This is a genomic window from Novosphingobium sp. ES2-1 (genome assembly GCF_015169775.1).
GTDB classification, from domain to species: Bacteria; Pseudomonadota; Alphaproteobacteria; order Sphingomonadales; family Sphingomonadaceae; genus Novosphingobium; species Novosphingobium subterraneum.
Genome location: NZ_CP063445.1, coordinates 2,039,807 through 2,064,001, shown reverse-complemented (window position 1 = coordinate 2,064,001; position 24,195 = coordinate 2,039,807). Strand labels below are relative to the sequence as shown.

Annotated in this window: 23 protein-coding genes and 1 tRNA gene; 11 read left to right on the top strand and 13 right to left on the bottom strand. The window is 62.8% G+C overall.

The genetic code is table 11. From position 1 onward, the window contains the following. Window positions 1-93 precede the first annotated feature (93 nt). From IM701_RS09955 to IM701_RS09915, 9 genes are all read right to left on the bottom strand, one after another. A complete protein-coding gene (locus IM701_RS09955; protein WP_193826848.1) occupies window positions 94-1,773 on the bottom strand; it encodes a DEAD/DEAH box helicase in 1,680 nt (559 codons plus the stop codon). A 10-nt stretch (window positions 1,774-1,783) separates the two neighbouring features. Further along, window positions 1,784-2,359 (bottom strand): hypothetical protein, encoded by a 576-nt coding sequence (locus IM701_RS09950; protein WP_230487652.1) that lies wholly within the window; start codon window positions 2,357-2,359, stop codon window positions 1,784-1,786. 20 nt (window positions 2,360-2,379) lie between these two features. After that, on the bottom strand, window positions 2,380-3,249 hold the full coding sequence (locus IM701_RS09945) for an ATP-binding protein (RefSeq protein ID WP_193826847.1): 870 nt from the start codon (window positions 3,247-3,249) through the stop codon (window positions 2,380-2,382). Continuing rightward, on the bottom strand, window positions 3,246-3,728 hold the full coding sequence (locus IM701_RS09940) for a hypothetical protein (protein ID WP_193826846.1): 483 nt from the start codon (window positions 3,726-3,728) through the stop codon (window positions 3,246-3,248). The genes IM701_RS09945 and IM701_RS09940 overlap by 4 nt, the downstream gene beginning before the upstream one ends. An 11-nt stretch (window positions 3,729-3,739) precedes the next feature. Further along, the gene (locus tag IM701_RS09935; RefSeq protein ID WP_193826845.1) at window positions 3,740-3,949 is read right to left on the bottom strand and encodes an AlpA family transcriptional regulator; all 210 of its coding nucleotides are present in this window, start codon (window positions 3,947-3,949) and stop codon (window positions 3,740-3,742) included. A gap of 167 nt (window positions 3,950-4,116) precedes the next feature. Continuing rightward, window positions 4,117-5,049, bottom strand: a complete 933-nt coding sequence (locus tag IM701_RS09930) for a hypothetical protein (protein ID WP_230487651.1) — start codon at window positions 5,047-5,049, stop codon at window positions 4,117-4,119. Further along, window positions 5,042-6,223, bottom strand: a complete 1,182-nt coding sequence (locus tag IM701_RS09925) for a hypothetical protein (RefSeq protein WP_193826844.1) — start codon at window positions 6,221-6,223, stop codon at window positions 5,042-5,044. The genes IM701_RS09930 and IM701_RS09925 overlap by 8 nt, the downstream gene beginning before the upstream one ends. A 116-nt stretch (window positions 6,224-6,339) precedes the next feature. After that, a complete protein-coding gene (locus tag IM701_RS09920; RefSeq protein ID WP_193826843.1) occupies window positions 6,340-7,056 on the bottom strand; it encodes an ImmA/IrrE family metallo-endopeptidase in 717 nt (238 codons plus the stop codon). A 13-nt stretch (window positions 7,057-7,069) separates the two neighbouring features. After that, complete coding sequence (locus tag IM701_RS09915) at window positions 7,070-7,396, bottom strand: helix-turn-helix domain-containing protein (protein ID WP_193826842.1); 327 nt, start codon at window positions 7,394-7,396, stop codon at window positions 7,070-7,072. A 549-nt stretch (window positions 7,397-7,945) separates the two neighbouring features. Between IM701_RS09915 and IM701_RS09910 the strand changes: the two genes are divergently transcribed. The 3 genes from IM701_RS09910 to IM701_RS09900 are packed head-to-tail and all read left to right on the top strand — an operon-like array spanning window position 7,946 to window position 10,118. Continuing rightward, window positions 7,946-8,407, top strand: a complete 462-nt coding sequence (locus IM701_RS09910) for a DUF2924 domain-containing protein (RefSeq protein ID WP_193826841.1) — start codon at window positions 7,946-7,948, stop codon at window positions 8,405-8,407. After that, on the top strand, window positions 8,404-9,726 hold the full coding sequence (locus IM701_RS09905) for a recombinase family protein (protein WP_193826840.1): 1,323 nt from the start codon (window positions 8,404-8,406) through the stop codon (window positions 9,724-9,726). Before IM701_RS09910 ends, IM701_RS09905 begins: the two co-directional genes overlap by 4 nt. Continuing rightward, window positions 9,723-10,118, top strand: coding sequence for a hypothetical protein (locus IM701_RS09900; protein ID WP_193826839.1), 396 nt, complete (start codon window positions 9,723-9,725; stop codon window positions 10,116-10,118). Before IM701_RS09905 ends, IM701_RS09900 begins: the two co-directional genes overlap by 4 nt. Window positions 10,119-10,221: 103 nt before the next feature. Here the strand turns inward: IM701_RS09900 and IM701_RS09895 are convergent, their stop codons facing one another. Further along, window positions 10,222-11,043 (bottom strand): hypothetical protein, encoded by an 822-nt coding sequence (locus IM701_RS09895; protein WP_193826838.1) that lies wholly within the window; start codon window positions 11,041-11,043, stop codon window positions 10,222-10,224. 439 nt (window positions 11,044-11,482) lie between these two features. Beyond that, window positions 11,483-11,573 (bottom strand) — tRNA-Ser (locus tag IM701_RS09890). Between the two features lie 75 nt (window positions 11,574-11,648). Here IM701_RS09890 and IM701_RS09885 point away from each other — a divergent pair. Together IM701_RS09885 and IM701_RS09880 are read left to right on the top strand one after the other, a co-directional pair. Beyond that, a complete protein-coding gene (locus IM701_RS09885) occupies window positions 11,649-12,644 on the top strand; it encodes a peptidylprolyl isomerase (RefSeq protein ID WP_193826837.1) in 996 nt (331 codons plus the stop codon). Continuing rightward, window positions 12,641-12,961: a DUF1905 domain-containing protein gene (locus IM701_RS09880; protein WP_193826836.1), complete on the top strand. Its 321-nt coding sequence runs from the start codon at window positions 12,641-12,643 to the stop codon at window positions 12,959-12,961. The genes IM701_RS09885 and IM701_RS09880 overlap by 4 nt, the downstream gene beginning before the upstream one ends. Here the strand turns inward: IM701_RS09880 and IM701_RS09875 are convergent. Beyond that, a complete protein-coding gene (locus IM701_RS09875; RefSeq protein WP_039334991.1) occupies window positions 12,958-13,407 on the bottom strand; it encodes a tRNA (cytidine(34)-2'-O)-methyltransferase in 450 nt (149 codons plus the stop codon). The two genes, IM701_RS09880 and IM701_RS09875, sit on opposite strands and share 4 nt — an antisense overlap. A 125-nt stretch (window positions 13,408-13,532) precedes the next feature. Between IM701_RS09875 and IM701_RS09870 the strand changes: the two genes are divergently transcribed. After that, window positions 13,533-14,822 carry a cystathionine gamma-synthase family protein gene (locus tag IM701_RS09870; protein WP_193826835.1) on the top strand — a complete coding sequence of 430 codons (1,290 nt, stop codon included), beginning with the start codon at window positions 13,533-13,535 and terminating at the stop codon, window positions 14,820-14,822. A gap of 42 nt (window positions 14,823-14,864) precedes the next feature. On the opposite strand, the gene IM701_RS09865 is transcribed toward IM701_RS09870, so the two are convergent. Further along, window positions 14,865-15,329 (bottom strand): Lrp/AsnC family transcriptional regulator, encoded by a 465-nt coding sequence (locus tag IM701_RS09865; protein WP_193826834.1) that lies wholly within the window; start codon window positions 15,327-15,329, stop codon window positions 14,865-14,867. A gap of 96 nt (window positions 15,330-15,425) precedes the next feature. Between IM701_RS09865 and putA the strand changes: the two genes are divergently transcribed. The 5 genes from putA to IM701_RS09840 all read left to right on the top strand — a co-directional run bounded on the left by putA (window position 15,426) and on the right by IM701_RS09840 (window position 24,132). Then, window positions 15,426-19,013: a trifunctional transcriptional regulator/proline dehydrogenase/L-glutamate gamma-semialdehyde dehydrogenase gene (gene putA / locus IM701_RS09860; protein WP_370584305.1), complete on the top strand. Its 3,588-nt coding sequence runs from the start codon at window positions 15,426-15,428 to the stop codon at window positions 19,011-19,013. 187 nt (window positions 19,014-19,200) lie between these two features. Continuing rightward, entirely contained in the window at window positions 19,201-19,725 is a 525-nt protein-coding gene (locus tag IM701_RS09855) for a hypothetical protein (RefSeq protein WP_144905386.1), read from the top strand. A gap of 302 nt (window positions 19,726-20,027) precedes the next feature. Then, window positions 20,028-21,074 (top strand): nuclear transport factor 2 family protein, encoded by a 1,047-nt coding sequence (locus IM701_RS09850; protein WP_193826833.1) that lies wholly within the window; start codon window positions 20,028-20,030, stop codon window positions 21,072-21,074. A 10-nt stretch (window positions 21,075-21,084) separates the two neighbouring features. Further along, window positions 21,085-22,437 carry an SRPBCC family protein gene (locus IM701_RS09845; protein WP_193826832.1) on the top strand — a complete coding sequence of 451 codons (1,353 nt, stop codon included), beginning with the start codon at window positions 21,085-21,087 and terminating at the stop codon, window positions 22,435-22,437. Between the two features lie 39 nt (window positions 22,438-22,476). Continuing rightward, window positions 22,477-24,132 (top strand): FAD-dependent oxidoreductase, encoded by a 1,656-nt coding sequence (locus IM701_RS09840; RefSeq protein WP_193826831.1) that lies wholly within the window; start codon window positions 22,477-22,479, stop codon window positions 24,130-24,132. Window positions 24,133-24,195 lie beyond the last annotated feature (63 nt).

Here is a 24,195-nt window from a genome sequence, read left to right as displayed (position 1 = left end):
TGGACGAAGGCAGACTGCACACAGCAATCCGCGTGGATGCCAGCACCGCAGTCGCTTGTCGGCAGAGGGCGATTTTTCCATGGGTGGTGTCCATCACGCCGCCTCCCGCAGAGCATGCGGATCCGCGCCCATCACGAGGCCGCGGATGGCTGACTGGTTGAAGCGGAAGGAGAGCAGCGCCGAAGCGTGGTAACGCGTCAGGCCGTAGTCGGTCCGATAAGACGGCGGCAGGACGGCCAACTGCTTGTCGGTCGGCGGTTGCCGCAGCCAGCCACGGCTTTTGTGGGCAGATTCATCGCTCTCATGGGTGTTGAGCCAGTCGTCTGCGGCAGCGAGGCAAATGCTGCGCTCACCCATGGCCAGAAGATGTGCGGACTTTTTGGGCTGGCCGCCGATGCCGTACCAGCGACCGTTCAGGAAAAAGACGCCGGCCCATGCGTGAAAGCCGTTGGCGACGAGCGCAGCATCGTCCCCGAACAGATCCACCCACTCGAAGCTCGACCGCTTCAACAGGTCAATTTCGGCCATGATGAACTGGCCGAGCGGTTCGGCGGGATCGCGCGCCGAGCCTTCCCAGATGTGACCGCACAAAGGGCATTCGGTAACGGCTGCCGGGACGACAGCGCCGCATTCAGGGCATTCCTTGGTCGGCGCGTCACCGATGGTCTGCTTGCCATCCAGATCGACGTCCTGCTCAAGCGAGCCATGGATCAAGGTCGACGTCCCGAAGTCGAGGACGACGCAGTCGGTCTTGACAATGCTGGGATACTCTTCTGGGTTCACGGTGCGCAGGCCACGCCCGATCATCTGGATCATGGTCGATTTGAACGAGCTGGGGCGCAGCAGGACGACGCAGGATGTCGGGGGGTGATCCCAGCCTTCGGTCAGCACCGCGACATTAACGACCACCTGAATGTCACCGGCATCGTAGGCGGCCAGGGTGGCACCACGGGTCGCCTCATCCAGATCGCCATGTACGACTGCCGCGGGAATGCCGTTTGCGTTGAAGGCGTCCGCCACGTTCTCGGCATGACTGACGGTCGAGCAGAATACGACCGTCTGGCGGTCGCCGGCCTTTTCCCGCCAATGCGCAATGACCTGGTCGGTCACGGGTGCCTTGTTCATGATGGCATCGACCTGGCCCATGTCGAAATCGGCAGCCGTCTTGCGAACCTTGCCGAGATCTTCACGAACCCCGACGTCGATAACGAAGGTGCGCGGCCGCACGAGATGCCCGGAGGCGATCAGTTCCCCCATGCGGATCTGGTCCGCAACGTTAGTGAAGACCTCGCGCAGGCCTTTGCGGTCTCCGCGATTGGGCGTGGCGGTCACTCCGAAGATGCGCGCCATCGGATTAAGATGGAGGACACGATCGATGATGCGGCGGTAGCTGTCGGCGACCGCGTGATGCGCCTCGTCGATCACCAGCAGGTCGACCGCCGGCATGGCGTCGAGATTGGCAGGCCGGGAAAGCGTCGGCACCATCGCGAAGGTGACCTGCCCATCCCAGTTCTTGGTCCCGGCATCGACGACCGATGTCGAAATGCCGGGATTGACCCGGGAGAATTTGTCCCGGTTCTGGTCAGTCAGTTCATCGCGGTGGGCCAGGACACAGGCTTTGGCGCGGCTGTTGCCGATCATCTGGCCCGCGACTGCGGACAGGATAATCGTCTTGCCGGTGCCGGTCGGAGCCACACCGAGCGTGTTGCCGTGGGTGTCGAGCGCAGACAGGCTGCGCTCAACGAAAAGGGACTGTCGTGGACGAAGGATCATGGCGCGCTCCTCACTGTGCCCAAGCGGGGCGCCCGCCGGTTGCAGGTGCCGAGGAGAACTGAGGCGATGCAGCCGCCGGCGTGGCCGCGACCGATCCCATCAGCGCCGAGTACTCGCGGTGGTCCGGAGTGACGGCGGTGCGGATGTCATTCTTGTCATCGCCATTGCTGTCGGTGCCGACATCAATGCGGGCGACGAACTCCAGTCCGTCGAGGTCTCCGAAGCCGCTGATGCGGCGAGACGCCTGGGCCTGCGGGCTGTTGTCCTTGTCGGAAATCCCGCGCGCCGAGTTCAGCATGGAGCGCACCAGGCCGCGCCCCATATTGGCCCAGTCGGGACCCTTCGGGCTGTAGAGACCGATCATGCCGAACACCTTGCGCTTGGCAAAGGGGCCCTCGAGCACCGTGTATTCAATGTTCAGATAGACCGAACCAGCGGTACCACGGGTGGCGTAGCCACCAGTCCAGCCCTGGCTGGGATCGTCGTGACCGCCGGGCCGGATGGTCATCCGGACCTTGGCGAGAGTGCCCTTCGGGATGATATTCGAGGTCTGCTTGGCGTCGTTGAAATCGTTCCAGCTACCCACGATGGGTCTCCTTGTTCAGGTCAGTTTTGGGGGGATTGGGTGTTGGCTGCCGACACGTCGGGCAGGCCGAATTCCAGCCGGTCGCTGGCGGGCGTAACGGGGCCACGGATCTTGGCCATCAGCCGCCCCAAGTGCGGTTCCTCGACCAGTGCGAGACGGCCGGACCGGTCCTTGGCCGGGTAGGACCAGGGGTTGATCGTCTGGCAGATGAAGGCACGCGAAGCGTTTCCGGCCTCGTCCTTCACCTCGGCCATCGTCAGGACTTCATCGACGATGCCCGGCAGCTCGAGTCCGGTCTTGGAACCGTCGATCTGCGGCTGAAAAACCTTGCGATTGAAGTCGTCCAGCTTCTCGTCGAGGATGCCGACGAACCAGACATTCTTCGTCCGGGTGTGCTGGAGATGGGTCAGCCAGGCGATCATTTCCCGGCCGTGCAGACCATAGGCACCGCGCATGTCGGGCTTGCCGGTCTTGTCGGAAAACGCCTCGGGCTGGCCCTTGCACCACTGGAAGCACAGGCGCCCGGCAACCGTGATCGAGTCGATGAAGACCGTCTCGTACCGGTCGATCGCCGCGGCATCGCCGAACCGGGCGCACACTGCATTGTAATGCGCCTGGCTGTAGACCTGATCGTCGCGCAGCGCCGGGTTCGGCCCGCCAATGAACACCGCAAAGTCACGGCATTCCTCCCAGGTGCGGGGACGAATGCTGTCGCCGGTCCAGCCTTCGATCGCGAGATCACCCGCCTCGAGGTCGAAGAAAAGCGCGGTCGAGGCCGGGAGCGTCCAGAGCAGGCTGGTCTTGCCGATGCCGGATTTGCCGAAGATCACGCCCTTGATGCCGCGGTTTTCCGCGAGACGCTGATCTGCCGAAATAATCGGAAGAGTCATGCTGCGCCCTCCAGCTTGAGTTTGAAGCTGGGGGAGCCGCTGCGCACCGTGCGGGCGGTAGTGAAGGCGCTGCGGATATGGCTGGGCCAGGCCGCGAACTTGCGCTCGGAGACCTTGAAGCTGATGTCGACATATTCGCGGGGGTCTTCGCCGTCGGCTTTGATGCGCTCGACCAGCTGGGCCAGTTCGAACTGATCCCAGTCGACCTTCTTCGGCAGGTCCGCGACGATCGTCACATCGCCGTCGGTGAAGCGCGCAGCGCCAAAATCCTTACCAGCGTCGGCACGCACCTGCTGGGCGCGATCGGCATATTTGAGAGCGAGTGCGCCATTGAGCCACTCGCTGGCCGTCTTGGTAAAACGCAGGCGCTCCTCGATCTCCTGCTGGAGATTGGCGAGCATCTCGGCCGGCAGGGCGACGATCTCGCCCACGGCCATGTGAACGAAATCGTCCACGCTGATGTGGTTGGGGATGGTCATATCGGCCGCCCTCACGCCACGGCCTGCGCATCAGCGCGGGAGGTGTTGTGCCGGGCCTGGGCGGCTTCGAACGCCTCGACATCTTCGAGGCGATAAACGACGCGACCGCCGAGCTTGATGAATTGCGGGCCTTCGCCCGTCCACCGCCAGCGCTCGAGCGTGCGGTGGGAAAGGTTCCAGCGAGCGGCAAGCTCGATCTGGGAAAGGTGTCTGGTAGCCATTGGCGTCTCCTTGGGTTCGGTTCGAAAACCTGCGGAGACATTGGCGCTGGCGAAGGTAGGAGCCGGGAAGGAGCGAGGTAGGACTCAGGGTAGGAATCAACGATTGAGCGGGCAGGACAAAAAAAAGCCGCCCGAAGGCGGCTTTCGTTGCAGGATAACCGGAGTGGTCAGCACTGGATCCAGCAGCGACCACCCTCGACCTTGATGAACTCCTGCCAGTCCTTTCGGCCGGAAAAGGCCTTGGTCAGCGTGTTCACGCTATTGGCGCAGTCGGCCGCCTCCAGCACCGCGTCGGTCAGGCATTCGGGCTCCCCGTTCTCCCAGGCTTCATAGAGATGTCGGATAATGGCCCGCTGCTTCGGGCCGGTGAAAGTGTAGCGTTTCCCGCGCACCGTGACAGATCCTCCGTCAGCAGACATGGAAATCGGCACATCCGCCGGCAACGTGCCGGTCCTGATCCGAACTGCTAACAGCGCAGGATCCACGGCAATACCGGCCGCGTGGTCGGCCACATCGCCGACGCCGACGATCTCATGACCCGCGAACATCTGCTTTGGCAGACGGCCGGTCGGCGTCGTACTCAGCACGATCCTCAGCCCCGGCGCCGGACGCACGCGCGTGGCGGTCACGAACGCGGACCAGCAATCTGGATCAGACAGGCGCCGCGCGACCCACAGCGGAACGGGCTTGCTGCGCCCGGGCAAACGGACATTGCCGATTTCCCATACCGCATCCGGAACCAGTGCAAGGGGCTCGGCCCCGCCCACGATCTCCAACTGCGCCAGCATCCGCACCAGCAGCGCCGGCATGTTGACCCCGAACATGCTCAGACGGTCGGGGGTCACCGCCACCCAGTCCGCACCCGGGCTGTAATAGCCATAGCCACCATGTTCGCCGGACCAGATCAGCCGCACCGGCTCATCGTCATGATCGAGATCCAGCGGCGCCGCGAGCGTCTCCCCTTGTGGCATCAGCAGATTGGCTTCCATCAGCTGCCTGCCGTGCCTGGGATGGAAATCGCTGAGCACCGATCCCGCGATCCTCGCACCGGGCGTTTCGGCAATCGTCAGCATCAATCGGGCGGCCGCCTGATCAATCATCGCTGCCAGTGTCCCCGGACAGGATGCCCCAACGGCGCAGGTACTTTTCGCCAATCAGCTGCTCTTCCGGGGTCAGATCCTTGAGATTGCAGCCATGCGGCATCGTGATCGTCAACGACAGAACACGTCCACGCCGCGCTTCTCCCTTGGGAAGGAAAGCGATCGTGAGCTTTGCCTGCGTGACCACCCAGCCGCCAAGGAGCGGATTACGATCGCCAAAATGCCCCGCGGCCATTTCCCAGATGGTCTCCTCGCTGCCGCGCATGCATTCCAGCGTCACGCGCTGACCCTGATTGTCCATCGGCATCAGGCGCAGCTGCTTCAAGGTGACGGACTCGATTCCGTCGGCAGCGTCCCGCGGGAAAGCATGGTGCTGTTGAAGCGAACTGAGATCATAGTTGCGGGACGGCAATTTCTCGCTGGTGAATTCGATCTGGAGCAGATCACGCACCATGATCCGGGCCATGGCTTCACGGCTCTTGCTGTCGTTCGCGACCACCTCAACCACGCCGGTGGCGGGTTCATAGGTCAGGGCGGCCTCGAATACCGGGCTGCGCACCCGGCGAACCAGATCGCCTGCGTCAAACTCCAGAACATCATCCGGCAAGCCCTCGCGGTACACCGCGATCTGGATCAGTTCGCAATCCTCACCGTCGAAGGTGGGGCGACGGCGGTCAAAGATATCGATGTGGATGTTAGACGAGGCGAAACATTCGCGCAGCGCCGTCTTGAATGCGTCGAGAGCGGCCGGATCCTTGTTCAACGGCTGATCGGCGGCGACAATGAAACCCGCCCACGAACGCCCACGGCGACGTTCGTCGGTGTAGCGGACCTCCTCGGCGCGGCGGAAGCGGTCCGGATGATTGAGAAACATCCAGAATGCGCGGTCGTGCGCGCCGCCAAGGCTATCGAGAACGGCCTTGTCTTCGGCAACGCTGTAAAGTGCGATCTGGCCAACTTCATTGACCAAGTCGCCAATCCGACCCGCGTCGAGCGCCAGACGGGCCTTTTCAGTATCCGTCAGTTCATCGACCGCCTTCAGAAGGGGCGGCAGGATTTCCGGCTCGGGGACCGCCCAGTCGATATTTGCAGGCAGGCCAATGCCGCTGTGCTCAAAATAGGCACGGAGGGTGGGGGTGGAGGTTTTGCGAATGATGGTGGCAATCGAGGTCATGGGGGACTCCTTGAGCAGAATCAGGCGCCCTTGCACGCCGATCTGCTAAAGAGCGTATTTACGCCCATGTGGCGGGTCAGTCGAAAATCTACGCAGATTAGCGGATTTGCTGTGGATTAACCGAACAGCGATCCCTGACGATCAGATTCCCCCAATAGTTTGAGCACCTTGAGCCTGACCTGAGCAGCTTCCTCGGAAACCTGAAACGTCTCCATCACTGCGCCAACGATCTGTCGGCCATGGTCTGACCGCACTGCCACGGCCGCGTGGAGATCGCGTTCCTGGCAATAATCGGACACCAATCGGCGGATCGATGTGACCGGCATCAGTATCGCGCCGCTGACATAACCGGCCTGCCACTCCATCCAGTCATAGTTTGCGGCTTGAATGATCGTGTCGCGCTTGCAGATCGCCTTGTTTTCATGACTGCTGCGGTCGAACAGCTGGCCATGCTGAAACTTGCCCGCCCATAGGTGCCGGTGGAAATGCACATGGCCGAACTCATGGGCCAAGGTCGTTCGCAAACGGTTCTCACGGCGAGGATCGTTAGCCAGCCGATCGGAGATTGCGACTTCGGGTTCTCCATCTGGATGGAAGGCCGTGACGCCCTCGACATCGTCCCCGTAGATTGTCAGGTCGGCAGAGGAATCCAGGCTGGCGTCGTTGAGCTCGATCAGCAGATGGAGTTCATCGGTCGTGATACGTGGACGTGCTTCCTGGTTCCGCTTGCGGTGCAGATCCCTGACAAGCCGCTCACACTCCCGATCGAGTTCGTCGTTCGTGTAATAGGGGCGCTCTGGAAATCGGCCTTTTGGGTCCCGTATCATCCTCATCGCCGTCGCTCCGTCAGTTGGTGATGGCGCGACGGAAATTGACGAATGCCTCGGCCGCCTTGGCCGGGTCACTGACTTTGCTGCGGAGGTCGTCGGGTATCTTCCCTGCCAGCAAGAACAGAACGCCTTCGTCGATGTTCAACACCTCCGCAAACTGCCGGATCAGATGATCCGAAGTGGGGCTGCGCCGATCATGCTCGATATCGTTAAGGTACTGCGGTGAAATCGCTGTGCCGTCTTCCTCTTTCATGATTTTCGCAGCCAGCTCCTTCTGGCTGAGAGCCTTGGCCTTCCTGGCTTTGGAAATCTGACGTCCAAAACTCGTCCCGTCAGTGGTCATCGGTTCATCATGGCTTGGGCCAACCCTCAAAATCACGCTTCTATGCGGATTAGCGTAGTTGCGAGGGGTTCCAGGGTCAAGAACGCATTGCCGTGAACTCCGGCCGCACACCCGGGAGCCGATGTCAGAATGTAGCCGATCAGCGACCCTCCGCGAATCAAATTGCGAAGAATTTCGCAGGCGTTCCGACCGACACCTCATAGATGTGGATCGTGACCACCAAGCAATGCTCATGATTTCGCAAGACTGCGATAAACATTTGAAATATATTGTTTTGTGAGACTTTTCGGACCTACCGTGTCGCCAGCCACCCACTATTGCGAACGTTCTCATGTCCTCCGTTACCTCCAATCCAAATGGGCTTTGCCCCTCCAAGATGTCGTCAGACGCCCGGCTCTCCGAGTTGGGGCGCATCGTGGCCGCCGGCGTGCTGCGCATACGCGAACAGTCCAGTCCTTTATCTGCCGCGAGCGGAGATAGTTCACTCGCAATCCTGCCCACCAGGAGCGTCAGTCGTCCCCGGGCAAAGGCTCGGAATGGAGGACAATGATGCACAAACAGGATGACAATGCGCAGGTGCTGGCCAGGTTGGCGGCGCTGAAGGCCATGTCGGTCAAAGAGCTCAAGGCCGAGTGGGAAAAGCTGTTCGAGACAGAGGCGCCGAACAACAGCCGCTCGTTCCTGGAGCAACGCTTGGCCTACAGGATTCAAGAGCTGACCTTGGGCGGTCTGTCGAAGCCCGTGCGCCAGCTGCTCGATGCCCTGGCCGACGAGGTCGAGGGCAAGAAGGTCCGGAAGTCAGTGATCAGCGACCCTCGCAACCCGGTCATCGGCACGCGGCTGGTGCGCGAATGGAACGGGGCCGAGCACGTCATCACCGTGCTGAAGGACGGGTTCGACTGGCAGGGCCGCCGCTACAAGTCCCTGTCGGCCATCGCCCGCGACATCACCGGCACGCAGTGGAACGGCTACCGCTTCTTTGGCCTGCGGGAACGAAAGGACGCTGCATGACAAACATCACGGCACCGATGCGGCGCCTGCGTTGCGCCGTCTACACCCGCAAATCCAGCGAGGAAGGGTTGGACATGGAGTTCAACAGCCTCGATGCCCAGCGCGAGTCCTGCGAGGCCTATATCGCCAGCCAGCGCGCCGAGGGCTGGGTCTGCATGCGTGAACGTTACGACGACGGCGGGTATTCCGGCGGATCGCTCGAACGGCCGGGGCTGAAAACCCTGCTTGAAGACATCGAGGCCGGGCTGGTCGACGTCATCGTCGTCTACAAGATCGACCGCCTGTCACGATCGCTGATGGACTTCGCCAAGCTGGTCGAGGCCTTCGACCGCAACAACGTGACCTTCGTGTCGGTGACGCAGGCGTTCAACACCACGACCTCCATGGGGCGGCTGACGCTGAACATCCTGCTGTCATTCGCCCAGTTCGAACGTGAGGTCACCGGCGAACGCATCCGCGACAAGTTCGCTGCCAGACGCGCCAAGGGCATGTGGATGGGCGGGTTCGTGCCGATGGGGTACGACATCGTCGACCGCAAGCTAGTGATCAACGAGGCCGAGGCCGCTACGGTCCGCCACATCTTCCAGCGGTTTGTCGAGCTGGGATCGGCCACCCTGCTGACCCGGGAGCTGGTGGCGGGCGGCACCCTGAACAAGCGCGGCAAGCCGATCGACAAGGGGTTCCTGTACAAGCTGTTCCGCAACCGGCTCTACCTCGGCGAGGCCGTCCACAAAGGCACGAGCTATCCCGGCGAGCATCAGGCCATCATCGACGAGCCGCTCTGGGATCAGGTCCATGCCATCCTGCAGGAAAGCCCGCGCCAGCGCGCGGCCAACACCCGCACCCAGACTCCGGCGCTGCTGAAAGGTCTGATCTTCACGGATCGCGGCATCGCCATGACGCCGACAGTGACGAAAAAGGGCAGCCGGCACTACCGCTACTACACCTCGATGGATGCGATCCGGAACCGGGCCTGCGAAGGGCGTGACAGCTTTGTCCGTCTCAATGCCGGCATGGTGGAAACGGCCGTGGTCCAGCACATCCGGTCGCTGCTGCGCGCACCGGAAATCGCGGCACGGGCGATGGAGGCAGTGCGCCGGCCCGATCCCGACATGACCGAAAACGATGTGGTCAGCGCGCTGGCGGGTTTTGATGGGCTATGGGAGTCGCTGTTCCCGGCCGAGCAGGCCCGCATCGCGCGACTGCTAATCGAGCGGGTCACCGTCAGCGCCGATGGCCTTGCAGTCGACCTGCGCACCGAAGGCCTCGGGTCGGTTGTCCGGGAAATGATCACGCCGAAACAGGAGTTGGCAGCATGAGCGCCCCAACCACCATGAGGGTGTTCATCCCGCTCACCATCCGCAAACGCAACGGGCGACCGAAGATCGTGCCGCCCGCCGACATGGCGCCCGACACCGACGGCGTGGATCCGCATGTGCTGAAGGCGATCGCCAAGGCGTGGAGCTGGCGGCGGAAGCTGGAGAGCGGGGATGCGGCGACCATTCAGGATATCGCGCAGGCGGAGGGCATCTCAGACCGTTATGTCGGCCGAATGCTGCGGCTGGCCTATTTGGCACCGGCGGTGATGGACAGGCTGCTGGTAGGGCGAATGCCACCCACCGTGTCAGTCAAGGATATGGCTGCAGCCACCGAGCTGCCATGGCCCGAACAGGTTGCGACGGTGTTTGGAAACGGACAGCTACGCCAATGAACTTTGGGTTTGTTTATAGCACGTTGCTCTAGCCTACTTCGGCTAAAACGTTCGACGCGACAGTGAGAATGTCTGTGATCGGAAAACGACTGACCACAGGGATTTAGCGGATTAACCCTTTCCGACGGACTGCCTCCAATGCGGGCGCGATCCGAGTTGCGACTATGGCTCGTTTGTCGCGGTGCGCTTCGATAAACAGCCCTATCAGCATTGGAGAGGGAGGCTCTGCAATGCTCTGGGGATCTGACAGTCGGCCAATGTCGATCACCGCGCCGCCGCTAAAGCCATTCGGTTTAATCGAGCACACCCGCTTTCCTGCCTCGTCGCGCGAATATTTGAAGTTGAAGTCGATCAGAATATGCGTCTCATTCCTATATTTCTGACCGAGCCGGTCCATTGGCACGCCGTTGCTCGTGTAGGCTGCCATGACGGGGCTAACGCTTGTGTCAAAATGGGGAGGCGTTCGGTTCTTCGAATTCGGATAGCCGAGGCAAGTGTAAGTTCGACCTGGGGTGTCGGCCACCGATTTGCTGATGTAATCCTCGCCGATGAAGCGTTCGAGTCCGATCTCAGCGACAAGCGGGTCGGGCAGCCTAGCAAAAGCAAAATCGTAAACATCGTCATCCCGGCTGCCGTCAACTGTTGCGCTCAAGATCGCAGTCAACTCCAATTTCTCAGCCTTACGGACACCTAGATAGAGGCTGGTTGTGGAATTCCAGTCGAGATTATGGGCAGCGGTGAGCATGAAGGGGCCTTCCGCTAGCTGGAGCAGAATAGCGCTACCGAGGTGTTCGGGCCGGCCATCTTTGGTTGCGCCGTAGATCGGCCTTATGCACTGACGGAATATATCTCGGGCTGTTTGTGTCCCCTTATTAATCATCTCCCTCGTTATCTCTTGAACAGTCTTGATGCTTGATTCACCCACGCCTGATCCTTCTCCGCTTCCGGCGCCATCGTATTACTGTGTTCACTAAGATCCGCGCAGGGATAGTTCGCTATGCGCATCGCATACGCCAAGGGTATGGATGCACAAAGACTAGCGCAATGCAGCTCGCTACAATCGGGTGTCCTTCATCCCAGTTACGTTGCAACACGTCCACTTTAGGTTCTTTGAATGCAGCGACAACCATGATTGCTCAGGGAACTGCCAGTCAGACGAAACATTCAAGCCACTGATTGGATGAGATAATTATGACCAGAACCTTTTCAGATGAGGTTCGGGTGAAAAGAGACGAAAGCCGATCAGAGACCGAATTTACCGGTTTCGGCAGTCTCTGGAGTTCGGTCGCCATTGGCAAAACGGCGCGGAAGCTGGGGATTTTCTGGCCCTAGGAGGCCCATCTCATTGATTCGTATTGAGATGTTGGCGGAGCGGGAGGGATTCGAACCCTCGATACGCTTTTGACGTATACTCACTTTCCAGGCGAGCGCCTTCGACCACTCGGCCACCGCTCCGCATTGCTCTGGAAGGCGCCCACTAGCCGCACAAGATCGCTTTCGCAAGGCGTGGCTTCCTGCAATGATGAAGTTATGTCGTTTCTTCTTGCTTTGGCCGCCGTTGCGGCTTCGCCTGTGTCTGCCAAGCCTGCCGCCGCGCTGTCGCCGGGGGAGGTCGTGGCGGCTTCTCCGGCCCCGGACTGGCAAGCGATTTCGCCCGATGACCTGCTGGTGATGGACCTCGCACCCGCTTCCAACGGCAGACCCCGACGCGTGGTGATCCAGCTGATGCCAGAGCCTTTCTCGCAAGGCTGGGTAGGTAACGTGCGCAAGCTTGCGGCGGCGCACTGGTGGGACGGGCTGACCGTCTACCGTGTGCAGGACAACTGGGTGTCGCAATGGGGCGATGCCGATGGCGAGGACAAGACCAAGGCCAAGCTTCTGCCCGCAGGTATCGAGCAGGTGCCGCAGGCGCGCTATGTCGTGCGGCCTGAAGGGCCCGAGCGCAGCGCCACCCACGAAGAACTGGATACGTGGCTGGCGACGATCGAGGGCACGCATGCGGCGTGGCATGCGCTGGCGCGGAAGGGGTCGAAGGTCAAGGATTCCGATCCTTACGCCGACGAGACCTTCTTCTATCGCGGCTGGCCGGTGGCGGCATCGCAAGCGGGACCGAGCGCGTGGCCGGTGCACTGCTATGGCAGCATTGGCGTTGCGCGCGACATGCCGCCCGATACCGGGACCGGGGCCGAGCTATATGTCGCCATCGGGCATGCGCCGCGCCAGCTGGATCGCAACCTGGCGGTGGTCGGGCGGGTGATCGAGGGAATGCAGTTCATGTCCTCGCTGCCGCGCGGGCCTGCGCCGATGGGCGTCTATGCCGATCCGGCAGAGCGCACCCCGATTGTCTCGGTCCGTCCGGCGAGCGAGGTGGCGGACCTGCCGGTTTACGAGTTCCTGTCAACCGAAAGCGCATCGTTCCGCAGCTATGCCGAGGCGAGCGCCAACCATCGCGAGCCGTTCTACGTGCAGCCAGCCGGCGGGGTGGACATCTGCAATCTCAAGGTGCCGGTGCGTCGCCGCAAATGAACGACGAAGTCTACAGCCTGGCTACGACGTTGTGGCGCTGGGTGGGCGGCGCAAATGGCGGCGACTGGTTCTTTGCCACCATCGACGACCCGGTGGGTGAGGCGCTTTCGGGGACCGCAGTGATGCACAGGCTGGAAAGCGGGCGGCGTTCGGGGTGGGGGTCGGTCAAGGTCGTGGCAAAGGTTGGCCAGACCGAGTGGCGAACCTCGGCATTTCCCTCGAAGGCGCTAGGATGGATGGTGCCGATCAAGTCAGCGGTGCGCAAGGCTGAGGGATTGGTCGAGGGCGAGCCCTTTACCCTTTCGCTCATCTTCTAGGGAAGGCCGCCTGTCTGTCGCAGGGCCTCTGCTACGGCGATCGAGGCGGAGGTCGCGAGGTTCATCGAGCGGACCTCTGGCCGCATCGGGATGCGCACCCGGGCGTCGGCGATGTCCGAAATCTCTGCAGGGACGCCAGCGCTTTCCTTGCCGAACAGCAGGATATCGCTGGGCGCGAAGGTGAAGTCGTAGATCGAGGCGCTGCTCTTGGTTGTGAAGAGTACTAGACGGCCGGGTCCAGCCGCCTCGCGGAAGAACGCGAAGCTGGGGTGCCGGATCACGCGCACGTGGTCGATATAGTCCATTGCGGCGCGGCGTACACGCTTGTCCTCCCACTGAAAGCCCAGCGGCTCGATCAGGTGGATCTCCACGCCGAGGCAGGCGCCGGTCCGCATGACGGCGCCGACGTTTCCAGCGATTTCGGGTTCGAACAGGGCAATGCGCATGGCGGCTGATTGGCGGTGGTGCGGGGCAAAGGCAAGACCCATGCGAAGGCCTTGTCGCCAGGATGCAACCGGGCGTTGCCTCAGGCGTTGTACGCACAAGATCGACAAGGCAGGAGGAGGACGCCATGAACGCACCGCGTGAGAGCAAGACCGCTATCGGCAATCACGAACTGCATCCCGAAACGCTGATGCTGAACTACGGATACGACCCGTTCCTGTCCGAAGGCGCGGTCAAGCCGCCGGTGTTCCTGACTTCCACCTTCGTGTTCCCCACGGCCGAGGAAGGACGCGACTTCTTCGACTACGTTGCGGGGCGCAAGGAGCCGCCGCCGGGGCAGGGCCGCGGCCTAGTCTATTCGCGCTTCAACCATCCCAACAGTGAAATCGTGGAGGACCGGCTGGCGGTCTACGAAGGGGCCGATGCCGGGGTGGTTTTCTCATCCGGCATGGCTGCGATCACCACGACGTTGCTTGCCTTCGTACGGCCATGCGAAGTGATCCTGCATTCCCAGCCGCTCTATGGCGGGACCGAGACCCTGCTGGCGAAGACGTTTGCCAACCTCGGCATCGGGGCCGAAGGCTTTTCTGATGGTCTCAGCGAGAGCGCGGTCTGGGCAGCAGCGGAGCGCGCCTTGGCGCGCGGCCCAGTTCCGCTGGTGATGATCGAGAGCCCGGCCAATCCGACCAATGCGCTAGTCGATATCGCGATGGTGGCGCGGGTTTGCGAAGAGATCGGGCAGCGTCAGGAGAAGCGGCCGCTGCTGGTTTGCGACAACACGTTGCTTGGCCCAGTCTACCAGCAGCCGCTGCAGCATGGTGCGGACATTTCGGTCTATTCGCTGACCAAGTACGTCGGTGGGCATTCGGACCTTGTCGCGGGTGCGGCCCTGGGCTCCGCCAAGCTGATGCGCGACGTCCGATTGCTGCGCAGCGCAATCGGAACGCAGCTCGACGCTCACAGTTGCTGGATGCTCGGGCGCTCGCTCGAGACGCTAGGGCTTCGGATGGAGCGGGCCAATGCCAATGCCGTCGCGGCAGCAGAATTCCTAAAGGATCATCCGGCGGTGGAAAGCGTGGCCACACCCATGTTCGCCGACGCAGGTTCCATGGAGGCGGAGGTGTTCGCGCGGCAATGCGGCGGGGCGGGATCGACCTTCTCCTTCGACATTCGTGGCGGGCAGCCGGCGGCGTTCCGCTTCCTCAACGCACTGCAGATCTTCAAGCTGGCGGTCAGCCTCGGCGGTACAGAATCGCTGGCAAGCCACCCAGCGACGACAACCCATTCCGGCGTGCCGGTGGAGTTGCGCGACAAGTTCGGCGTGCGCGATGCAACGGTCCGGTTGTCGATCGGGATCGAGAACCGCGACGATATCGTTGCCGACTTGTCGCAGGCCTTGGCCGCTGCGGAACAATGAGTGATAAAGCGCGCGCTCCTTATTGATCCGCCTTGCGCCGGGCTACTCCTTCACCGTCTCCATCGCCACGAAGGTCGAGGTGCTTGCCACGTGCGGCAGGCTCGAGATCTTTTCGCCCAGCACGGTCCGATAACGGCGGATGTCGGGGGTGCGAACTTTCAGGAGGTAGTCGAAGCTGCTGGCGATCATGTGGCATTCCTCGATCTCGGGGATGCGCAGGACGCCGGCGTTGAATTCGGCCAGCGCCTTGTCGCGCGTGTCGGACAGCTTCACTTCGGCAAAGGCGACGTGGTCCATGCCGAGGCGCGCGTAATCGACCTGGGCGGCGAAGCCGCGGATCACGCCGCCTTCGACGAGGCGTTTGAGGCGGACTTGGCAGGGAGTCTTGGACAGGCCCACCTTTTCGGCAAGCGCGGTGACGGGAATGCGGCCGTCAGCCTGCAGGACCTTCAGGATCTTGCGGTCGTGATCGTCCAGATCGACCGACAATAGGCCGGATTTGTGCATTATCGTCCTTCATATGCCGCATCAAAAGGCAATATAGCTTGCTTATGGAGCCAGTTCGGTCAGATTGCCGTGTGGCCTCGTGGTATGTCAATTGCCATGATAACGCCCTTCGCCTCGTTCGCCCCGCCTGTCCGCCCTGCCACGCCGCTGCGCCGTGAGATTACGTCTGCGGCGCGGATCGATGAGGCCGAGGCTCTCGCGCCGCTGTTGCGCGCGGCGACGTTGCCCGAGGACATGCGCGCGGCCATTCGAACGACGGCGAGCCGGCTTGTGACGGCGCTGCGCAGCGAGCATCGCGGCACAGGCGTTGAAGGGCTGGTGCAGGAATACTCGCTGTCGAGCGAAGAGGGCGTGGCGCTGATGTGCTTGGCCGAGGCGCTGCTGCGCATTCCGGATACGGCGACGCGCGATGCGCTGATCCGTGACAAGATCGCCGATGGCGACTGGAGCGCGCATCTTGGCGGCGGGCGCTCGCTGTTTGTCAACGCAGCCTCGTGGGGGTTGGCGGTGACGGGCAAGCTGGTGAGCAGCGTCGACGATCGCGGCCTTGGAGCGGCGCTGACACGGCTGGTGGCGCGGGCCGGTGAGCCGGTGATCCGGCGCGGCGTGGACCTGGCCATGCGCATGATGGGTGAGCAGTTCGTGACCGGCGAGACCATCGAGCAGGCGGTGTGCCGCGCGCGTGAACTGGAAGCGAAGGGCTTCCGCTACAGCTATGACATGCTGGGCGAGGCGGCGACGACGGCGGCGGATGCGGCACGCTATTATGCCGATTACGAGAAGGCGATCCACGTGATAGGCGCGGCTTCGGCCGGGCGCGGCATTATCGAGGGGCCGGGGATCTCGATCAAGCTTTCGGCGCTGCATCCGCGCTATTCGCGGGCGCAGGCAGGAAGGGTGATGGACGAGCTGCTGCCGCGGGTGAAAACGCTGGCGAAGCTGTGCATGGGCTATGACATCGGGCTGAACATCGATGCCGAGGAAGCCGACCGGCTGGAGCTGTCGCTTGACTTGCTGGAAAGCCTGGCGACCGATCCGGAGCTGGCGGGCTGGAATGGCCTGGGCTTCGTGATCCAGGCTTATGGCAAGCGCTGCCCGGCGGTGATCGACTGGATCGTCGATCTGGCGCGGCGGTCGGCACGTCGGATGATGGTGCGGCTGGTCAAGGGCGCCTACTGGGACGCCGAAATCAAGCGCGCGCAGGTGGAAGGGCTGGAGGACTTCCCGGTCTATACCCGCAAGGTCCACACCGATGTTGCCTATGTGGCATGCGCGCGCAAATTGCTGGCCGCGCCCGATGCGGTGTTCCCGCAGTTCGCGACGCACAACGCGCAGACGCTGGCGACGATCTATCATTTGGCTGGGCCGGACTATCGACCGGAAGACTATGAGTTTCAGTGCCTGCACGGCATGGGCGAGCCGCTCTACGCCCAAGTCGTCGGCGCCGACAAGCTGAACCGGCCGTGCCGCATCTATGCACCGGTGGGGACGCACGAGACGCTTCTGGCGTACCTGGTGCGCCGATTGCTGGAGAACGGGGCAAACAGCAGCTTCGTCAACCGCATCGGCGACCCGTTAGTGCCGGTGGCCGAGCTTGTCGCCGACCCGGTTGAGGTGGTGCAGGCGATGCCGCACCCCGGGGCGCGCCATGACGGGATTGAACTGCCCACGGCCATCTATCCCGACCGGCGCAATTCGGCGGGGTTGGATCTGGCCTCCGAAGCAGTGCTGGAAAAGTTGACGCGGGATCTGCAAGCGAGCGCGGCGGTGGACTGGCGCGCGGGTGAGGGAGAAGGGCGGGCAGTGCTCAACCCTGCGGATCACCGCGACGTTGTGGGGCATGTAGCCGAAGTCTCGCCCGACCAGGCGGTCGCCGCCGTGGCGCGGGCGGCGGCTTCGCGATGGTGGCAGGAACCGGTGGCGAGCCGGGCGGCGAAGCTGGAGCGGGCGGCGAGTGCGATGCAGGCGCGGATGCCGGTGATGCTCGGCCTGATCATGCGTGAGGCGGGCAAGTCGTTGCCCAACGCGATTGCCGAAGTGCGCGAGGCGATCGATTTCCTGCGCTATTATGCCGCGCAGGCGAGGGCCACGTTCGGCGCGGCGCAAGTGCCGCTGGGGCCGGTGGTGTGCATCAGCCCGTGGAACTTCCCGCTGGCCATCTTCACCGGCCAAGTCGCGGCGGCACTGGTGGCGGGCAATGCGGTACTGGCCAAGCCCGCCGAGGAGACGCCGCTTATCGCTGCCGAAGCCGTGCGCCTGCTGCACGAGGCGGGCGTGCCGGAGGATGCGCTGCAGCTGGTCTGCGGAGATGGTGCGATCGGGGCGGCGCTGGTGGGCGCAGAGCAGACGGCTGGGGTGATGTTCACCGGATCGACCGAAGTGGCCCGGCTGATCCAGCGGCAATTGGCGGGCAGGCTCTCGGCGGATGGCAGGCCGATCCCGCTGATCGCCGAGACGGGCGGACAGAACGCGATGGTGGTCGACAGTTCGGCGCTCGCCGAACAGGTTGTGGCCGATGTCATCGCTTCGGCCTTCGACAGCGCCGGCCAGCGCTGCTCGGCGCTGCGGGTGCTCTGTCTTCAGGAAGAGGTGGCCGACCGGACGCTCGCCATGCTGAAGGGGGCGTTGCAGGAATTGCGGATCGGGCGGACCGATGCGCTCGATGTCGATATCGGGCCGGTCATCACCGCTGAGGCGAAGGGCCATATCGAGCGACACATTGAGATGATGCGGGCAAAGGGACTTGCGGTGAGCCAGCTGGCGCTGCCGGACGAGTGCGCGCAAGGGACGTTCGTAGCGCCGACGATCATCGAGATCGGCTCCATGGCAGACCTTGGCCGCGAGGTGTTCGGGCCGGTGCTGCACGTATTGCGCTTCCGGCGCGAAGGGCTGAACCGGCTGATCGATGAGATCAACGCCACCGGCTATGGCCTGACCTTCGGCCTGCACACGCGGCTGGACGAGACGGTGGCGAACGTCACCGCGCGCATTCGCGTCGGCAATATCTACATCAACCGCAACGTGATCGGCGCGATTGTCGGCGTGCAGCCGTTCGGCGGGCGCGGGCTTTCGGGAACGGGACCGAAGGCGGGCGGGCCGCTCTATCTCGGGCGGTTGGTCAGCCGCGCGCCAGTGTTTGCCGGGCGCGGGGGGCGCGTGCCGGGCGCAGCGCAGGACCTTGCCGACTGGCTCGACGCGCAGTGCGAAGCTGACCTTGCGCGCAAGGCGCGACGCTATGCCCAAGCCTCGGCGCTGGGGGCGGAGCTGGAGCTGGCGGGGCCGGTGGGTGAGCGCAATCTCTATGCGCTGCATCCGCGCGGGAGTGTGCTGCTGGTGCCGGAGACGCGCGGCGGGCTGATCGAGCAGATGGCGGCGGTGCTTGCCACCGGCAACCGCGGCGTGGTGCAGGGGATGGCCCTTCCGGAAGGGCTGCCGGAGAGCGTGGCGCGGCGGTTTGCTGCCGGGGGCGAGGGCTTTTCGGTCGCGCTGGTCGAGGGCGGGGCGGAGCGGGTGCGGGCGGTGCTGGCGCAAGTTGCCGGGATGGAGGGGCCGATCGTTACCGTCCATGCGGGCGATGCGGGGGCGCCGCTGGTGTGGAACTGCGACTGGCTGCTGGAGGAAGTCTCGACCTCGATCAACACGACTGCGGCGGGCGGGAATGCGAGCTTGATGATGATCGGGTGAAGGGGCTTTTGGCGGCGCAGGAGGCGCGTTTGCGATTTGAGCGGGCGCGCGGACGCAAGAAAAGCCAAGTCCCGGATCAAGTCCGGGACGACGGGTTTTCGGTACTCACTGTTGCGGGCTGAATGGCTGGTTTGGGGTGGTTAGCTGCCAGTATACGCTCCAATCTCCTTGTGCGCCGACAATAAGCATGGTTTTTGAGAATATGCGCTTCAACGTCACGCAACACGGATGCATGCTGGCTCTTGCCCTTCCATTTGCGATTTTGCTGTTAATAGCTGGACCAGTTAATTGGGGGCTGCGCTACCAAAGCTGGTCTCAGCTTTCCAAAGATAAACTCATCCAATCCGCGAACTCGTATATCGCGAACCGCGCACCGGGCAACGGTGCCTGCCTTTTCGCAGTTGAATGTAAAAGTGGCCGAGCCCGCCTAAAATTAATCAAGTCAATGAAAGATTGGGACTTCGAGGCGTCCAAGCAAATCGCTTGGGATCGTAAGTTTGACGGTATCTGCCAAGGTCTTACTGCAAACTTCGCATTAGAGTTGGCAAACGACAATCCGCAAAGTCACAATACCTACGAGGGCAGCAGACGCGCTGTTTGGTCTTTTTACAATGATAAGTTCGTTCCCACCAGAACTCGCTTAGGATTTGCAGCATTTAGCGAGGCTGAGACTGAGACTTGCGTAAACTCATATTCGGTCACAACGCCATAAAAATCAAAACCTAATCACCAATTTCGTGGGTTGAACAATGTCCGCAATGGCGTCGTGTCCTGACTGACTGCTTTATGGATCAGATTGCCCGGAAGCCGCCGCTGATCCTCCCTGTTTTTGCGGAGCACAAATGGGGAGGATTTAGCGGAGGATCCGAGCTCGCTCCATCCCCTCCTGCCAAAAGGGCCAGTAGGCATCGCGCACACCACTCTGCGATGAAACCGGCAAGGCTGCCGGATTCACAGGTGGCCATAACGCAAGGTCTTGTTTTTGCAGGGCCGGGAGAGCGGGGAATTGGCCGGGTGTTGACTGCCGATGATCTGATCGCGCGCCATGGCGTTCTCAATGCACTGGCCAGTCACAGCCGGGGCGTCGACCGGGCGGATGCGAACCTGCTCGGGTCTGCTTATCATGCCGATGCCACTGTGGACTACGGGTTCTATGCCGGGCCTGCCGCGACGCTGGTGGAGATTCTGGCGGGCGCGCAGAAGGGGGCGCTGCCGACGCTGCATCGCACGTCCAACTGCTGGACCAGGGTCCGGGGTGAGCGGGCCACTGCGGAATCCTATGTGATTGCCTATGTCGAGGAAGCGGAACTGCAGCGCTTCGTGCTGGGCCGCTATCTTGACCGGCTCGAGTGCCGCGACGGGGAATGGCGGCTGAGCCATCGAACCTATGTGCTCGACGGCAATGTGAACCGCCCCAACAGCGCCGCGCGCGCCGATCCGCCGACGGGCTTTGAACATTTCGTCCCCGCTGGCGGCAAGGGTGCCGCCGATCCAGGCCGGGCGCTGCTAGCCTTCCACGCCGCAAGTGCAAGGAATACAACGATGTCCACGTCACCGAACAAGGAAGCCGCGCTGGATGCGGCGCTCGCCCGCGCCGAGATCCACGATCTATGCATGGCCTATGCGCGGGGGGTGGACCGGGCCGATGCCGAACTGCTCGCCTCGATCTTCACCGAGGATTCGACGGTGATTTCAGGCGTGGTCAACGGTTCGGGTAAGGACTTTGCCCGCGAGATCACCGCGTTCGTCTCTGCCAATCTCGAGATGTGCTTCCATTCGGTGGCGAACGAATGGGTCGAGGTGCGCGGCGACGAGGCGGTGGGCGAGCACTACGTCATCGCGCAAATGGTCCAGGCCGGGACCGAGGTGCTGACCGGCGGGCGCTACATCGACCGCTATGTCCGCCGCGACGGGCGCTGGCTGATCCAGAGCCGGACTTTCGTGGCCGACTGGAGCCATTCGCACGAATCCACGATGCAGCGCGACGGCTTCTACGAGGCGCTGACCGACCGGGGCTGCTTCGGTCGGCAGGACCCTGTCTATGCCCACTGGGCGGCTTGAGGAAGGACGCATGATGAGCATTCGCGGACACGTTCCCCTGCCGATGGACGGGCGCGATCCTTCGCACCTGCGCGGCGATCCGATCACCGGTGAGCGCTACTTCTCCGCCGAGTTTGCGAAGAAGGAATGGGACCACATGTGGACGCGCACCTGGCATATTGCCGGGCGCACCGCTGACATTCCCGAAGCCGGGGATTTCCTCGTCCACAACTTCATGAAGGAATCGGTGATCGCGGTTCGCCAGGAAGATGGCACGGTCCGGGCCTTCTACAATTCCTGCGGCCATCGCGGGATGCGGATGGTCCATGATTCAAGCTCGGTCGAGGCGTTCCACTGCCCCTACCACGGCTGGAAGTGGGGCATCGACGGCGTGCTCAGGCACGCGCAGGACGCCGACGTCGATTTCAGGGTGGGCAACCCCTGCGGAAAGCTGAAGCTGAAGGAACTGCGCTGCGACACCTGGGGCGGCTTCGTGTGGTATTCGATGGCGGACGACAGCCCGTCGTTGATGGAATTCCTCGAGCCGATGCCCGAGCTTTACCGCAACTACCCGATGGACAAGGCCGTGCGGGTGGCGTGGTACCGGATCGAGATCAACGCCAACTGGAAATTCGTCACCGACAACTTCTCGGAAAGCTACCACACCCGCACCGCGCACCCGCAGGTGCCGCCGTGGATCGACCAGGACGTGGATTCGGCGCGGCATGAGATGTGGCCCAGGGGCCATGGCCGCACGGTGCAGCCGATGCGCCCGTCGCTGACTGACCGGCCTGAGGGCGGCGGCAATGCCATGTTCGAGGCGGAGCTGGCCAAGTGGGACATCGATCCTGCGTCCTACGCAAGTTACGAGGACTTCGCGCTGCAGGGCTGGCTCGACCTCAAGGCGGCCAAGCAGAAGCTGTGGCGCGAGAAGGGCTATCTCCACTACGAGCACATGGATGACGAGGAGATCACCGACAGCCCGCATACGGTGATGTTCCCCAACGTGACGATCAGCTTCCTGCCCGACAACCTGATCCTGTTCCGCAGCGAACCGCACGCGACCGATCCGGAGAAGTGCTACTTCGACCTGTGGTGCATGGCCTTTCCGGTGGAGGGGCAGACCGAGGTGCAGTCGATCATGGCCGGCATGAAGCCCTTGCGTGAGGTGGCCGAGTGCGAGCACCGCGTGTTCGATAGCGGGCGCGGGGTTCCGGAACTTGCCGGGCAGATCGTCTATCAGGATATGGAACTGGCCGAGGCGATGCAGGCGGGCATGCATTCGCGCGGGTATGCGGACGCCTATCTCTCCGATCAGGAGACCCGCATCCGGTTCTTCCACGAAGTGCTGAACGACTGGATCGAAGGGCGGCAAGGTCGCTGACACCATCAAGCAAAGAAGAATTTCCCGGAGAGAGACCCGATGAGTGGTGATGAGATGACGTGGGATCGCGAGGCGGATGTTGTCGTGCTCGGTTCGGGCGGTGCAGCACTGACGGCGGCGATTGCGGCGCATGACCACGGCGCGAAGGAGGTGGTGATCCTCGAGCGCTCCGGAATGGTCGGTGGCACCACTGCGATGTCCGGTGGTATGCTGTGGATTCCGGGCAATCATCACCAGCTCGCCGCAGGGATCGAAGATTCGGACGAGGACGTCGTTGCCTACCTTGACGGTCTTGCGCCGGGGGCGCTTGACCCTGAAACCCTATGGGCATTCATGCAGGGCGGGCCTGAGATGTTGCGCTATCTGGAAGAGAATTCGCCAGTGCGGATGTGTTCCTTTTCAGACTTCCCGGACTATCAGCCCTATTCCCCGGGCGCGAAGCCCGATGGCGGACGCTCGCTCGACAACGAGGCGTTCAGCTTTGCGCGGCTGGGGAAGTGGGCGGCGCGGGTCAACCCGAGCAAGATGGCCTACCCCTTGCGCGGCAGCCTGATCGAGGCGACGCGCGGCACGCTCGACGAGGCGACGCTGGCCGAGCGCGAGGCAGGCGACTATCGCGGGCTGGGACAGGCGCTGGTCGGCGCGCTGTTCCTCGGCGTGATCGAGCGCGGCATTCCGGTCGAATTCGAGAAGCGCGCGCGCAAGCTGGTCAAGGATGGTGAGCGGGTAATCGGCGTCGTGGCCGAGGACGCAAACGGCAAGGACTTTCGCGTGCGGGCGCGGCGCGGCGTGGTCATCGCCACTGGCGGGTTCGAATGGAACGAGACGCTGGTGAAGGCCTTCATTCGCGGACCGCTGACCGGCCCGGTGAGCGTGCCCGAAAATGAAGGCGATGGGCTGCTCATGGCAATCGAAGCCGGGGCGCAGCTTGGCAACATGCAGAACGCCTTCTGGATGCAAAGCGCGCTGGAATTCAAGCCACAGCACCGCAATGCCAAGCCGAATTACATGCTGGGATCCGATGAGCGCGCACGCCCCGGGGCGATCCTCGTCAACCGCAAGGGCAAGCGCTTTGTCAACGAGGCGGCGAATTACAACGCGCTGGGCAAGTCGCTCCATGCCTTCGAGGGCGGCACGCATGAGTATGCCAACCTGCCTTACTGGCTGATCATCGACCAGCGTTACCGCGACAAGTACCCGCTGTTCAATTCGCAGCCGGGAAGCCCGACACCGAGCTACGCCATCGAGGCTGCAACGCTGGCCGAACTGGCGGAGAAGGCCGGCATCGATCCGGCAGGGCTGGAGGCCGAAGTTGCGCGCTTCAATCAGATGGTTCGCAACGGTCATGACGACGATTTCAACCGCGGCGATACCACCTATGACAACTTCTACATGTGGGGCGACATGGCGTTCGACCCTCCCTACCGCACGCTCGGGGTGATCGATCAGGGACCGTTCTATGCGGTGAAGATGGAGGCGGGAGCCTTGGGTACGGCAGGCGGCCCGAAGACCAACGCCGATGCGCAAGTGTTGGACTGGAGCGGCAATCCCATTCCCGGACTATACGCGGCGGGCAATGCCATGGCGGCCGTGCTGGGCGAGGTCTACGGCGGTGCCGGCGGTACGCTGGGGCCGGGGCTGACCTTCGGCTATCTGGCGGGCAAGCATCTCGGTTCGCACATCTCCAACCATTGATCCATGTTGGCTTGCGGCGTGCTTGCCAGCATGGCCATCGCACAGGGTGACCGCTTGGTCCTT